15 protein-coding genes are annotated in these 13,713 nt (G+C 66.7%); 11 read left to right on the forward strand and 4 right to left on the reverse strand.

Translation table 11 applies throughout. The features are described 5' to 3' along the window. Positions 1-126: 126 nt before the first annotated feature. Positions 127-747: a hypothetical protein gene (locus JWS14_RS15505; protein ID WP_206013693.1), complete on the reverse strand. Its 621-nt coding sequence runs from the start codon at positions 745-747 to the stop codon at positions 127-129. A gap of 126 nt (positions 748-873) precedes the next feature. Between JWS14_RS15505 and JWS14_RS15510 the strand changes: the two genes are divergently transcribed. From JWS14_RS15510 to JWS14_RS51450, 3 genes are all read left to right on the forward strand, one after another. Next, positions 874-1,764 carry an alpha/beta fold hydrolase gene (locus JWS14_RS15510; protein ID WP_206013694.1) on the forward strand — a complete coding sequence of 297 codons (891 nt, stop codon included), beginning with the start codon at positions 874-876 and terminating at the stop codon, positions 1,762-1,764. Positions 1,765-1,938: 174 nt separating this feature from the next. Beyond that, the gene (locus tag JWS14_RS15515) at positions 1,939-2,193 is read left to right on the forward strand and encodes a hypothetical protein (protein WP_083395736.1); all 255 of its coding nucleotides are present in this window, start codon (positions 1,939-1,941) and stop codon (positions 2,191-2,193) included. Between the two features lie 122 nt (positions 2,194-2,315). Next, complete coding sequence (locus tag JWS14_RS51450) at positions 2,316-2,858, forward strand: hypothetical protein (protein ID WP_072936856.1); 543 nt, start codon at positions 2,316-2,318, stop codon at positions 2,856-2,858. A 54-nt stretch (positions 2,859-2,912) separates the two neighbouring features. On the opposite strand, the gene JWS14_RS15525 is transcribed toward JWS14_RS51450, so the two are convergent. After that, a complete protein-coding gene (locus tag JWS14_RS15525) occupies positions 2,913-3,392 on the reverse strand; it encodes an SRPBCC family protein (RefSeq protein WP_072936855.1) in 480 nt (159 codons plus the stop codon). 96 nt (positions 3,393-3,488) lie between these two features. Between JWS14_RS15525 and JWS14_RS15530 the strand changes: the two genes are divergently transcribed. Both JWS14_RS15530 and JWS14_RS15535 read left to right on the forward strand, forming a co-directional pair. Continuing rightward, positions 3,489-3,950 (forward strand): hypothetical protein, encoded by a 462-nt coding sequence (locus JWS14_RS15530; protein WP_206013695.1) that lies wholly within the window; start codon positions 3,489-3,491, stop codon positions 3,948-3,950. Between the two features lie 29 nt (positions 3,951-3,979). Beyond that, positions 3,980-4,351 carry a hypothetical protein gene (locus JWS14_RS15535; RefSeq protein ID WP_072936853.1) on the forward strand — a complete coding sequence of 124 codons (372 nt, stop codon included), beginning with the start codon at positions 3,980-3,982 and terminating at the stop codon, positions 4,349-4,351. 253 nt (positions 4,352-4,604) lie between these two features. On the opposite strand, the gene tnpB is transcribed toward JWS14_RS15535, so the two are convergent. Continuing rightward, positions 4,605-5,906 carry an IS607 family element RNA-guided endonuclease TnpB gene (gene tnpB, locus JWS14_RS15540; RefSeq protein WP_072936852.1) on the reverse strand — a complete coding sequence of 434 codons (1,302 nt, stop codon included), beginning with the start codon at positions 5,904-5,906 and terminating at the stop codon, positions 4,605-4,607. Further along, positions 5,903-6,499: an IS607 family transposase gene (locus tag JWS14_RS15545; protein WP_072936851.1), complete on the reverse strand. Its 597-nt coding sequence runs from the start codon at positions 6,497-6,499 to the stop codon at positions 5,903-5,905. The genes tnpB and JWS14_RS15545 overlap by 4 nt, the downstream gene beginning before the upstream one ends. Positions 6,500-6,569: 70 nt before the next feature. On the opposite strand from JWS14_RS15545, the gene JWS14_RS15550 reads away from it, so the two are divergent. From JWS14_RS15550 to JWS14_RS15575, 6 genes are all read left to right on the forward strand, one after another. Next, on the forward strand, positions 6,570-7,112 hold the full coding sequence (locus tag JWS14_RS15550; RefSeq protein WP_371851525.1) for an SDR family oxidoreductase: 543 nt from the start codon (positions 6,570-6,572) through the stop codon (positions 7,110-7,112). A gap of 36 nt (positions 7,113-7,148) precedes the next feature. Beyond that, the gene (locus JWS14_RS15555; RefSeq protein ID WP_206013696.1) at positions 7,149-8,624 is read left to right on the forward strand and encodes an aldehyde dehydrogenase family protein; all 1,476 of its coding nucleotides are present in this window, start codon (positions 7,149-7,151) and stop codon (positions 8,622-8,624) included. Between the two features lie 191 nt (positions 8,625-8,815). Next, entirely contained in the window at positions 8,816-10,234 is a 1,419-nt protein-coding gene (locus JWS14_RS15560) for a WS/DGAT/MGAT family O-acyltransferase (protein ID WP_206013697.1), read from the forward strand. A 394-nt stretch (positions 10,235-10,628) separates the two neighbouring features. Continuing rightward, positions 10,629-11,834, forward strand: coding sequence for a cytochrome P450 (locus JWS14_RS15565; RefSeq protein WP_241031352.1), 1,206 nt, complete (start codon positions 10,629-10,631; stop codon positions 11,832-11,834). Between the two features lie 77 nt (positions 11,835-11,911). Further along, on the forward strand, positions 11,912-12,238 hold the full coding sequence (locus JWS14_RS15570; RefSeq protein ID WP_072936848.1) for a 2Fe-2S iron-sulfur cluster-binding protein: 327 nt from the start codon (positions 11,912-11,914) through the stop codon (positions 12,236-12,238). A gap of 2 nt (positions 12,239-12,240) precedes the next feature. Continuing rightward, the gene (locus JWS14_RS15575) at positions 12,241-13,479 is read left to right on the forward strand and encodes an NAD(P)/FAD-dependent oxidoreductase (RefSeq protein ID WP_241031353.1); all 1,239 of its coding nucleotides are present in this window, start codon (positions 12,241-12,243) and stop codon (positions 13,477-13,479) included. The last annotated feature ends 234 nt before the right edge of the window (positions 13,480-13,713 follow it).

A 13,713-nucleotide genomic window follows, 5' to 3' on the forward strand; every position in this document is an offset into this window, starting at 1 on the left:
ACGGCCGTGGGTGGGCCGACTCGGGGATTCAGTTCCAGATCTACCCCCGTCGCGCGAGGATTCGGCGGGTCTTGACGCCGATCTGACTCCGGCGACCGCAATCCTGACGCGGTGTTGGCGCGGGCCCTATGCCGTGGTGGCTTTCGCGACCGCGTCCCGAGTGAGACCGGTCAGCTTGTCGACGTTCTCGGGAGTGGCCGGATAGCCGGCCGAGGTCACCCCGACGACATATGCGCCGTCGAGCGCGCCGTACCCGATGTGCGTGTCTTCGCCCTGAGTGACGGCACCGGCGAACGCCTTGTCGCCGACGCCTGCCGGCGCGGGCAGCGCCACGAAACCCGGCACGACTTCACTCTTGCCGATCGCCTGCTCGAACGCGGCGGACGCCGCAGCGGAGCTGGCGTATTGATCCACGGAGATGGTGACCCTTCGCCCGTCGCCGCCTTCGTAGATGACCATTCGCGTCGCTTCGGGGGCACCGGCCGCCGTGGAGTTCTCACCCGTCGCGGTCTGTCGCTCGATCTCAGGGAAGTAGCTCTGCACTCCGTCCAGCGCGACGACCACGTCCTCGGGCACGAGGTTCGCCTCGGACGTCGTCTGATCCTGCTGCGACTCGGCATCGGACCCGGAGTCCTGCTGCCCGCACCCCGCCGCGAGCACGACCCCGGCCAGGACGATCGAGAGGAAGGCGAGAGATCCGCGACCGCCGCGCGTGCGCACGCCGTGCCGCTCCGTCGATTGCACCACGCCGGATACCCCCTACTGCTCGGGACGAACCACCCGTCGAGCCTAGTATGGAAAAGATCCGAGTACCTGCAGTTTCGACGCCGCCCACCCGGTTTCGGCGTCCGGCCAACACTGTGAGGAGTCCACGTGACGAGCGAGGGAAGCATCCGGATCGGCAGCCGGACCATCACGTATCTCGAAGCCGGTGACCCGAGCGGGCCGCTCGTGCTGCACAACCACGGCGGACCGTCGAGCCGACTGGAGGCCGAACTGTTCGACTCGTACGCGAAGGCCAACGGACTGCGATTCGTCTGCGCGGATCGGCCGGGCATCGGCCGGTCCGACCTCCAGCCGGGTCGCACCTTCGACAGCTGGACCGATGACCTCCTGCTGCTGGCCGACTCGTTCGACGCCGACCGGTTCGCGGTGACCGGCTGGTCCGAGGGCGGACCGTGGGCCCTGGCGGCGGCCGCGTATCTGGACCCGATGCGACTGGTCAGCGTCGTGTGCATCGCCGGCGGCAACTACGGAACGTTCGGCGCGAACTGGGCCGCGGATCATCTGAGCAGCGTGGACGCGCTGGGCGGTCGCCTGGCGCTGCACTTCCACCCGGGTTTCACGCTCATGTATGAGCTGCTCGGCATGAGCGCCACACATTTCGAGGAGCGTTACGGGCAGGCGATCACAAAGTCGGCGTGCGCGGCAGACCGGGAGGTACTGGCCGACGAGGAAGTCCTCACAACATTCCTGAAGGCAAGCCGGGAGTGCTTTCGTCACGGCGCAGACGGACTCGTCGTCGACGCCACGATGCTCTACGAGGCCTGGCCGTTCGACATGTCCAAAGTGAAACGCCCGGTGCACTTCTGGCAGGGCAGCGCAGACACCCTCGTACCCGAGATCATCAACAAGACGGTGGCCGACAGGACTCCGGGCGCCGTCTGGCACCCGGTCAGCGGTGGTGGTCATTTCATCGCCGTCAGCCACGCCGACGACATCCTCGCGCTGACAGCGAGCGATCTTGCGTCAGCATCCAACTGAAGGGCCCGGCCGAGAACTGCCACGCCACTGCCGCTTCCGGCATCCGGTCGGGACCGAAATTCACTGTGTAATGGTCATGTTCCGAGTTACTTTGGGTTAATGCCACCCCGCTACCACGTCACCTCGGTGTTGAATCGTGCATCCATTTCCCGATACGGGTTGGACTGGAGTCGGATGGGTGCGGCTCGCGGTATCGCAGGGAGCTACCGCCCCGAGCAGCAGGGCTGTTTCCTCGCTGCAGGCGAGCGGGAATGCGACTGGTTTGTGCGGATGAACAACACCGGTGGAGCAGTGGACGTGTGGGAAGTCCACGGCATCGACGATGCCGATCTGGTCCAGTCTCCGGAGGGCTACTTCTACTTCCCCGGTGTCATCGCAGCCTCCGAATTGCTGTTGGTGCAACGCGACCTGCCACCGGCCCGGAACTAGTGAATGCGTGTGCGTGAGAGAGACCCGACTCGCACGAGCTGTAACGAATTCTTGTCCGCCGCCGAAAGTCCAGGGGGCGAGGTACGTCTCGAGTCTCGGGGAATGAAGAAATGGGAGGGCTCATGAGCAACCAGTTGGGGCGCCGCGCATGCGCTGCGGCACTCACTGCTGTCGGGTTGGGAACCGCTGTCGTGGCAGGAGGGGGTGCGGTCGCACATGCTCAGCCCGCACCACCGACATCGACGACGATGACGTGCTCGAGCGCGAATCCGCTCGTCTGGGCGCCGCCGTTCACGTGGACCGTCAATGCTTCGTCCGGGGAGTCGCTGCGACCGGGTGGGTCGGTGTTGGAGCCGGCGATCCTGCTCAGCGGCGGGAACGAACTGCCCACGCCGCCCGGCGGTCTGATCCCGAGCATCGGAATCAACTGGTACGGCACGCGGGTGTCGGTCGACTGGCACAACACGACGACGGGCGCGACCGGCCACAGCGTCAGCGACGAGGCGGCGTGGCAGCAGAACCCGGGAATCCCGATCAACCGGACCTGGACGGGAACCGGAACGGTGTCGTTCACCGTCACCGTCCAGACCGGCGCGGGATGGTGGTTCGTCAATTCCCAGAACGCCGTCTGCCAGGGAACGATCTCCGTCGTACCGGGGCGGTAATCGGAGCCGTCGGCGGCGTGGCGCACAGTGCCCGCCGCCGACAGTCCTCGGCTGTCAGGCGGGTGGTTGCCCGTCGCTCGCCTCGGCGAGTTCGGCAAGCCGGTCCGCCGATGCCAGCAGCCAGTCGGAGGTGGTGCTGCGGGCCCGCTCTTGGCGTTTCGGGTCGTCGGTCAAGCACGACCAATCATAGGTGTGCGTGACCCGGACGCGGTTCTCGTCGAGCGGCTCGAGTTCCCAGCGCCACAGATGCCCGGGCGGTGGATGACCCTGCTCGGACGGCGTCCAGGCGATCAGCCGCCCCTCTTCGAATTCCACCACGTGGTTGTCGCGGATGCCTGCGTTGGTCAACGTCATGGTGAATACGTCACCCACGGCGTGCACCCGCTGTCCGGGCGCAGCCTCGGCCAGGTTGTCGTTGCCGTCCCAGCGCGGCTGTTGCGCCGGGTCTGCGATCAGTTCGAAGATCACCCCTGCCGGGGCAGCGATGACGCGGCTGGCGGTGACGACGGTGGGAATCCCGTTCTCCTCGGTCATGACTCGATCACACCACGGGGTGACTGCAGGTTCGACGCCGACGCTCGGTTTCCGAGGTACCGTCGGGACCATTGACCGACGGCGATCTGGAGCACCATGTCTCTTCCCACGCTCGGCAAGTCGATCGCGATCACCGGACTGGCGCTGGCCGGATTGTTCGGTGCCGCCGCCCCGGCCGCGGCGGATCAAACGCAGGACCGATGGGTGAACATTCCGGACACCGCGACGGTCGCTCACGGTATTGCCTGTGGCGGCCGGATCGGAGGTGTCACCGTTGCCACCGACGCGCTGCCCGGGCTGGTCTACGTTCGGCTGAACGCGACGTTCGTCGGTGTGTCGGCGACGCCGGGAGTGCTGTGCTCGGTATTCGCGACGCTGCACTGGCGCAACCTGGATACCGGTGCCACAGGATCGTGGTCGGCCGATGTCAGCGGCGGACTGCTCGACTTCCCGGCGGAACCGTGGGCCCACCTCGAGACGGGATCCGGTCGCGTCGAGGTCACGCTGACTACCGACCGCCCGCACATCCCCAGCAGCACCGAGATCACTGTGTATTGAGTACCGGACAACCGAGGAAAGGGCACAACATGCGCAACCTTCGACGTACGGCAGTGGCGGGGGCAATGATCGCGGGACTGATGGCCGTCGGAACGGCAACGGCGTCCGCCGCGCCGTTCGGCTCCCTGGGTGACGGCCCCGATCTCGTGATCACCCAGGCAAATATCGAAGGCATCAGTGCGTGCGCCGTGCGCGTCACCAACGAGGGCGACGGCACCGCCACCGGTGTCACTGTCCACACCCCGCTCGTGTACGAGAGCACGACCCTCGGCACGCTCGCTCCCGGCGAATCGAAAATCGCCCAGTACTTCGACTGCGGATTCTCCGAGCGCATCTTCTACTTCGCCACGACTGCCGGTGAGACGAACTGGGGCGACAACTTCCTGTACATCGAACTCTGACCGCCCGTCGTTGCGGGGAACCCCCTCGTGCCGACCTCGACAATCGCGGATCCGATGGCGGTCGAGAGCGCCACGCCCACTCCCCCGCCACGAGTTCCCTGTTGACGACCGGCGGCAACAACATTCGCCTATTCGCTAGGAGAAGGGCCTCACCCTTGCGCAGCTCTCGGACATCACGGGAGAGTGAAATGAAAGCCGTGATGCGTCATACCGTTCGATGAAGTGTGATGCTATGTCCCGCTTCATCGAGCCACTACCTTGCGGTGGTGGCGTTGAGTCCTGTCGGACTCTTCCCGTGGCGGTGCGACTGCGGAGCGTGCGAGCACGCCCGTCTGACATCGCTTCCATCGGGCAGCTCCCGGCGCAACTCGCCGGTGTCGACCGCCAAAGCGGCCAAATTCCGGGCCGCGTTCTCATCCCGATCAAGGACGATCCCGCAGGCCAGGCACGCGAACACCCGCTCATTCAGGGGCAGCTTGGCTTTCGCTGTCCCGCACTCCGAGCAGGTCTTGGAAGAAGCGAACCAACGGTCCGCCACAACGAGCCGGACCCCGGCCCGTTCGGTCTTGTAGGTGAGCTGACGGCGGATCTGCCCCCACGACACACCGGCGATGTGCCGGGCCAGACGCCGGTTCCGCAGCATCCCGGCCACGTGCAGGTCTTCGATCACGATCGTGTCGAACTCCCGCACCAGACGGGTAGTGAACTGGTGGGTGTCGTCGCGACGCAGGTTCGCCACGCGGGTGTGGATGCGGTCGGCGCGGGCGCGGGCCTTCTTCCACCGGTTCGACGGCGCGACACCGGTTCGGCGGTCCGGGCCCAGGCGGCGAGCGCAGGCCCGTTCGGCGCGGCGCAGGTTCCGCAACTCGGCATCGAGGCGACGCTGGTTCTGCACCTGCTCACCGGTCGAGAGGGTAGCCAGATGCGAGATACCGAGATCGACGCCGACCACCCGGCCACCGGTGCGTTCTGCGGGTTCGGTGTCGGGGAGGTCAACGGAGAACGAGACATGCCAGCGGCCACGCTGGTACGACAGGGTGGCCGACCGGATACGCGCGGTGCCTGCTTCGATCTTGCGGGCCAGCTTGCGGGTCGACTCACTGGTGCGCACCACCCCGATCACGGGCAACTGCACGTGCCGGCGGTCGCGGACCAGCCCGAATTGGCCGGTGGTGAACTTGCACGACATGCGCGCGGTCCGCTTGGACTTGAACCGGGGCATCTTCGCTCGGCCCGCCGTGCGGTTGGCGAGCGCGGCGGCGAGGTTGGCGCAGCCCGAGGCGTACGCCTCCTTGCTGTTCTGTTTCCACCACGGCGCCACCTCATTCTTGGCCGCGTTCCACGCTTTCCGCAGGCCGTAGGCGGAAGTGGCCATCCATGGGGTGAGTTGATCACCGGTCAGGCCGTAGGTCTGCTCCGCGGCACGCTGCGACCAGTTCGCCTTCACTCGCGCGAGGCACCAGTTGTAGGCGACCCGTGTGGCACCGCAGTGCGAGGCCATCGCGTCGGCTTGCGCCTCGGTCGGATCGAGGGCGAACAGATACGCCCGGATCACGTCGGCTCCCCGGGCTCGGCTTGCGCTGCGCGCACCCCTGCCGCCGCCCTCCGAGGGGCGGAGCGATGGTCATACAGGCGCGCGCACATCGTGGTCAGCATCTCGGTCATTTCGCGCACCAGGTCGTCGGCGACCCCGGAATCATCAAGGACCTCGGAATCATCGAGCACGACAATGCGTCGCCCCTGCGCGGACAACGCGGCTTCCAGGTACTCCACTCCGAAGGAAGCCAGTCGGTCGCGGTGCTCCATCACGATCGTGGTTACGGTCGGGTCGGCGAGCAGCTTCCGCAGCTTCTCGTGCCGCCCACCCGGCCCGGACCCGATTTCGGTGATGGTGCGGTCGATCGACAGCCCACGCTCCCCTGCGCCGGTCAGGACTCGCCCGGCTTGGCGTTCGAGGTCGGGCTTCTGCTCGGGCGAGGAGACGCGGCAATATGCCACGGTCACACCGGGTTCCCGAACGGGCGGGTCGATGAGGATGGTGCCGGTCGGGAGCTGCCTGGCGGGCACGGGGAGCTTTCCGGCGTGGAACCAATTCAGCGCAGTGCGGTACGAGACCCCCTGCTCCTTGGCCCACGCGCTCAACTTCACGTGGTCATTCTGACACAGAAGGACATGTTCTTACAGGTTTACGGCCTACAACCACGCGTGGAACGTCAGACTGCCTGCCGCCGCGCGCAGCTCCTCAACGGCCCCGGGCCCCAGACCGGGCGCGGCGGCGACCCTGGGCGCGGACGATCTCGCGGCGGCATTCGACATCTTGCTCCGCCCGCACCACGCACTCGTCCCGACCGTCCTACCCGGCATGCGGGAGCGTCGCTGGGGCCGGGTTCTGGCCATCGGCTCCTCCGGAGTTGCTGCGCCCCTGCCCAATCTGGCGATGTCCAACACCGGTCGCGCGGCCCTGGCGGGGTACCTCAAGACCCTCGCAGCCGAAGTCGCCCTCGACTGCGTCACCGTCAACCTGCTGCTGCCGGGCCGGATCGCCACCGACCGGGTGGCCGAGCTGGACGCGGCCGCCGCCAAGCGCCGAGGTGTCACCGTCACCGACATCGAAATCGAATCGCGCAAGACGATCCCGGCCCGCCGCTACGGCGACCCCGACGAATTCGGCGCCGCCGCCGCGTTCCTGTGCAGCGCCCCGGCGTCGTACATCACCGGCGTCGCACTCCGCTGCGACGGCGGCCTGATCCGCAGCCTCTAGGGCAGAACACAGCCCTCCACCTCCCGAGGAGACACGATGACCACGACCGTCACCGAGCCCACCGGCTCACACATCCGGAACGACGTCCCGACCGCGCAGCACCTCGTCAACGGCGAATGGCTGGGCGGCGCCGACACCGCGCGCTGGAACCCGGCCCGCCCGAACGAGCTCGCCGCCTACTCGCCGAGTGGTGGTACCGCCGAGGTGGACGCCGCAGTCACGGCCGCCGCCGCGGCGCAGCCGGCCTGGGCCGCGCTCCCCGCACCGGCCCGGGGCGCCATCCTCATCACGGCGGCACACCTGTTGCAGGAACGGGGTTCCGCGGTGGCCGCGGATCTCGTCCGTGAAGAAGGCAAGACCCTCGCCGAGGCCCGGGGCGAAGTCACGCGCGCCGTGGACGTACTGCGGTTCTTCGGGTCCCTCGGATGGGCGGCCACCGGCGAGGTGCTCCCCAGCGGGCTGCCCGGAACCAGCATCACCACCCGCCGCGAGCCCCTGGGCGTCTTCGGGCTCATCACGCCGTGGAACTTTCCCATCGCCATCCCGGCGTGGAAGACGGCACCCGCTCTGATCTCGGGCAACACCGTGGTGCTCAAGCCGGCCGAACTGACGCCCCTGTCGGCCACCCACCTCGCCCGCGCCCTGCACGACGCCGGTCTCCCCGCCGGGGTATTCAACGTGGTCCACGGCAAGGGACGGGTGGTCGGTGACGCCCTGGCCCGCGACCCCCGCGTCGCGGGGCTGTCCTTCACCGGCTCCACCACCGTCGGGTTGGGGCTGCAGGACATCCTGAACGCGCGCCGGGCCCGGGTACAGCTCGAGATGGGCGGCAAGAACGCGGTGCTGGTGCTCGACGACGCCCGGAACGCCGCACAGGTGGTGGCTGCGGGCGCGTTCGGGCTCACCGGGCAGGCCTGCACGGCGACGTCCCGCGTGTACGTCACCCCCGGGATCCGCGATGCGTTCGTCGATGCGCTGGTCGAGGAGGCCGCGCGGTACGTTCCGGGTGACGGCTCGGTCGACTCGACCCGGATGGGCGCGGTGGTCAGCCGCGCGCAGTTCGAGCAGAACCGGGCGGCGGTGCGCTCCGCGGTCGAACGCGGCGCGACACTGCGGCACGGCGAGGACGCCCGTGATCCGTCCGCCGGGCTCTTCTTCCCGGCCACCGTGCTCACCGATCTGCCGCTCGACGATCCGGCGGTCACGGACGAGATCTTCGGGCCGGTCGTCGCGGTGCTGGAGGTCGCCGACTACGAGGCCGGGCTCGCTGCCGTCAACGATTCCCGCTACGGACTCACCGCGGGCATCTGCACCGACAGCTTGGCGCGCTCGACGGACTTCGCCGCCCGGGCACAGGCCGGCGTCGTCAAGATCAACCGCCCGACGGCCGGGCTGGACCTGAACGTGCCGTTCGGCGGGGTGAAGGACTCGTCCACGAACACGTTCCGGGAGCAGGGTCGCAGCGCCGTGGACTTCTACACCTGGGGGAAGACCGTATACACGGGCGTCTGATCGCAGGAGTGTGATCGTGTGTGTGGCGGAAACGGTGGCTGTGCTGTACAACTAAAACAGCGAGACCGGTTTGTGACATGAACCACACCTAAACGTTACTTTTACACACGGCAATATCGACATGAACGACAGTTCCGGGGGGAACGGATCCGCGCAGGCAGATCCCGTTTCGGGAACGGTAAGGACACCACATGCTGTTCCCGATGGCGCCGACCGACTCACTGTTTCTGCTCGGCGAGTCTCGCGAGCATCCGATGCACGTCGGCGGCCTGGCGGTGTTCACCCCACCCGAGGGATCGTCCGCGTCCGACGTGCGAGCGATGTTCGATGCGGCGCTGATCGGCGATCAGGTGGCGGCGCCCTTCCGTAAGCGGGCCCGCCGTTCGGTGACGTCGCTCGGCCAGTGGGGCTGGGACACTCTTCCGCACGACGAGGTCGATCTGGAACACCACGTGCGCCGCGACGCCCTGCCGCAGCCGGGCGGAATGGCCGAACTGATGACCCTGGTGTCGCGGCTGCACGGCACCCTGCTCGACCGCAGCCGGCCGTTGTGGGAGATGCACCTGATCGAGGGCCTCGCCGACGGCCGCTACGCGATCTACACCAAGATCCACCACGCCCTCGCCGACGGCGCGTCCGCGATGAGGTTGCTCCGCGACAGCATGAGCGAGGACCCGCACCGCCGGAACATGCCCACCCCCTGGCAGCCCCGGACCCCGCTGGCGGCCGTGCCGGACGCGGGCACGGCCGTCACGACCGGTCCCGGCTCCGCGCTTCCGGCCATGGCGTGGGACGCGGCCCGCGCCGCGGCGGGCGAGGTGGCCGGACTGCTGCCCGCGGCGTTGGGCACCGTGGACCGCGCCCTGCACGGCAAGGGTGGTGCGTTGTCGCTCACCGCGCCGCACACCCTGTTCAACGTGCCGATCAGCGGGGCCCGTCACGTCGCCGCCCGGTCGTTCCCCATCGAACGGATCCGGCTGCTGGCCAAGCACGCCGACGCGACCATCAACGACATCGTGCTGACGATGTGCGCGGGCACCCTGCGGGCCTACCTGCACACCCGCGACGCGTTGCCCGACAACCCGCTGATCGCGATGGTCCCCGTGTCGCTGCGCGCGCCGGAGACCGGAACCGGTGACCGCACTCCCGGAGGCAACCGGGTGGGAGTGCTCATGTGCAACCTGGCCACCCACCTTCCCGACCCCGCGCACCGCCTCGAGACGGTGCGCAACTGCATGAACGAGGGCAAGGCCGCGCTGCAGGCGATGAGCCCCGCCCAGGTGCTCGCGATGAGCGCCCTCGGCGCCGCCCCGCTCGGAGTCGAGATGTTCCTCGGCCGGCGGGGGCCGCTGCGTCCGCCGTTCAACCTCGTCATCTCCAACGTCGCCGGTCCCCGAACCCCGTTGTACTGGAACGGCGCCCGCCTCGAATCCCTGTATCCGCTGTCGATCCCCACCACCGGGCAGGCACTCAACATCACCGCCGCCAGCAGCGACGACCAGATCGTCTTCGGCCTCACCGGCTGCCGCCGCACCGTCCCGGATCTGCACCCCATGCTCGACCACCTCGACGCCGAACTCGATCTCCTCGAAAGCGCTGTCGGACTGTGACGCGAATTCGCAGTGGCGGTCACCACCGCAACTGCGATCGACCACCGCGTCGGGCAGTCCGGCACCTGCGCGGCGTCCGGCCGTAGACAACGCACGGCTGACACCGCATCCACTGCGGCGACCCACCACACCATCTCGAGTAATTGGCGTAAGCGTCGAACGCCCTGGGTAACGAAGCTTGCATGGTTTTCCACCCCCAACGAATTGACACCGGGGCGACTGCCGACGCCGAGAGCGCGCGCATCGATGACCACGTATTACCACCTTCCTCCATAATCCGGTGGATATACGGAGGATATGTGAACTTTCCCCGCATATGCTCTCCCGCTCATACTTTGGAAGTCGGCGCACGCCAGTCAAGCGACGGATGCGCCCTACGAACAAAGGAGCTTCGGTGACAGTAATTTCCGACAAGCTGAGGGGCGCAGATGCAGCCCCCACTGCCGACTGGGTCACGATTTCCGACTTGCATCAGGATCCGTTCCCGATCTACCGGCGCATGCGCGAGGAATCGCCCATACATTGGGTGCCGGAAGTCAACCGGTACATGGTGACTGGATATCACGCGTGTCACATCATCGAAAACGACCAAGCGACTTTCTCCGCAGATGAGACGGACTCTCTGATGAAGCGCGCGATGGGCCATTCGATGCTGCGAAAGGACGATCCCGAACACGATGTCGATCGCCGATCATATGGTGGCGTCCTCCGGCCGCGCGCAATCAAGGACACGTGGAATGCCATCTTCTTACAAAACAGCGAGAAGTACCTGAGCCAGCTGAAGGCCGCGGGACCAGGAGCCGATCTGGTGTGGGAATACTGCGCACCATACGCGGCGGAAAACCTTCGGCAAGTGATGGGTTTTTACAATGCGACCCAGGAAGACATGCAGCGATGGTCGCAGACGATGATGGATGGAACTGGCAATTATGCCAACGATTCCGACGTGTGGGCCCGCTCGGATCAGAGCTTCGATGAAGTCGACGACGCGATCGACGAGATTCTGCCCTACCTACGGAAGCATCCCGACTCCAGCTTGCTGTCGAAGATGGCCGAACTTCCGATCCCGATGGACGCAATCCGCGCGAACATGAAGATGACCATCGGCGGTGGTCTCAACGAGCCACGCGACGTACTCGGAGTGGCCGTCTGGGCATTGCTGTCGCGCCTTGATCAGTTGGCCCAGGTGCTGGCGGACCCGTCGTCGTATTCGATGGTGTTCGACGAAGCCGTACGATGGGTGGCTCCGATCGGCATGTATCCACGTGAAACCACCTGCGCGACAGTCCTCGAGGGCATCTCACTTCCGAAAGGTGCGCGTCTCGGTGTGGCCGTCGGTGCAGCGAACCGGGACCCCGCCGTCTTCGACGACCCGGAGGATTACGACATCAATCGCGCCAAGCAACCCCACCTCGCATTCGGTGGAGGAAACCACTTCTGCGCGGGCGCCTGGGTGGCCCGCGCGGCGGTAGCCGGCATTGCTCTTCCACAACTATTCGAGGCACTTCCCGGACTGCGACTCGACGAGAACAACCCTGCCACAGCCGCGGGATGGGTCTTTCGCGGAATGACGTCTCTTCCGGTCCGGTGGGGAGCGTAGTTCACCCACTTCGCACTCGGGTGTTCCGCGGACTGATCACCCTTCCCGTCACCTGGGACAACTGAAAGGCATTTTCGATGTCCAAGATCACGTTTCACCATCCCGGCGGACAGACCGACGTCCTCGACGTCGAACCGGGCACCTCCGTCATGCGCGCCGCCGTCACCCATGGAATCACCGGGATCGTCGGCGAATGCGGCGGACAGGCGATGTGCGCCACCTGCCACGTCTACGTACGCGAGCCCTACCTCGAGGCACTGCCCGCGATGGGTGAAGACGAGGACGAGATGCTCGACTGCACCGCCACCGACCGCGACGACACCCGCTCGCGCCTCGGCTGCCAGATCACGATCACCGACGCACTCACCGACATCGAGGTCGACCTCCCCGAGAGCCAGGTCTGAGCATGGAACACATCGTCATCGTCGGCGCAGGCCACGCCGGAACCCAACTCGCCGAATCACTTCGACATAACGACTTCACCGCCGCGATCACTCTGGTCAACGCCGAGGCAGGGCTCCCGTATCAACGGCCGCCGCTGTCCAAGGATCACCTCGCGCAGGCCGCGCCCCCCGAACCGCTGCCGCTCAAGACACACCAGTTCCTCACCGACCACGACATCACCCTCATCGAGGCCACCTCCGTACTCGACATCGACCGCACGGCCGGCACGGTGCACTTGTCGAACGGCGAGAACCTGCGCTACTCCGAGTTGGTACTGGCCGCAGGGGCACGTAACCGGCTTCTGGCCGTCCCCGGAACCAACCTCAGCGGAATCCACTACCTACGCACCGCCGACGACGCCTCGCGCCTGCACGACGCCTTGGCCACCGCACGCACCGTGGCAGTCGTCGGCGCCGGGTTCATCGGGCTCGAGTTCGCCGCCGCCGCCCGGGCCCGGGGCCTCGGCGTGACGGTCATCGAGCACCACTCCCGGCCGATGGCACGCGCCGTCTCCGCCGACATGTCACAGGTCGTGGCCGACACCCACGCCGCGGATGGTATTCGCCTGGTCCTCGGCGAATCCATCACCGCATTCGACGGCGACGGCACTCAGGTGTCCGCCGTCCTCGGCCAGAACAGTCGGCGCTACCCGGCGGATCTGGTCGTCGTCGGCATCGGCGTCGAACCCGCGACCGAGGTCGCCACCACCGCAGGACTGGCCACAGAATACGGCGGCATCCTCGTCGACGCGTTCCTCCGCACCAACGACGAGCACATCTGGGCGATCGGAGACTGCGCCGAGTTCCCCTGCCCGCACGCCGGCACGCCGACTCGCCGTGAATCCGTGCAGAACGCGGTCGACCATGCCCGGACTCTGGCCCGCACACTGACAGGATCCCCCACCGAATATTCGTCACTGCCTTGGTTCTGGAGCAACCAGGGCCGGATAAAACTACAGATAGCCGGCATCGGCAACGCCGACGACCTCTGCATCCCGCACGGTGACCCGCACTCCGGGCGATTCTCCGTATACCGGTTTCGCCAGGACAAACTGACCTGCGTCGAATCACTCAACAACCCAGCTGTGCACATAGCGGCCCGCAAGGCACTGGCCAAAGGAACTACACCCACCCCCGCCGAGGTCACCGCAGACGGATTCGACCTCAAACATTTCGTCGCACGCGAACCCACGAGCTGCTAATCTATCCGCGATCTGAACGCCGGCCCGAGGACGCTCTGAATTACAGACTGTTGCAGTTATTTTCAATGAGATCATGAACCATAGACCACGGGGGTTGCGACCAATTCTTCAATGGTTCTTCCGACCCCTCCGGAAATGGGCGCCGACAGGGTCGACGCCCGTGGCACGAACAACACCGGCAATGCAGACGATAAAAGGCAACTGGGAGTGTCCAATTGAGGTTGGATCCGACCT

Source organism: Rhodococcus koreensis, assembly GCF_017068375.1.
In the GTDB taxonomy this organism is placed as follows: Bacteria; Actinomycetota; Actinomycetes; order Mycobacteriales; family Mycobacteriaceae; genus Rhodococcus_F; species Rhodococcus_F koreensis.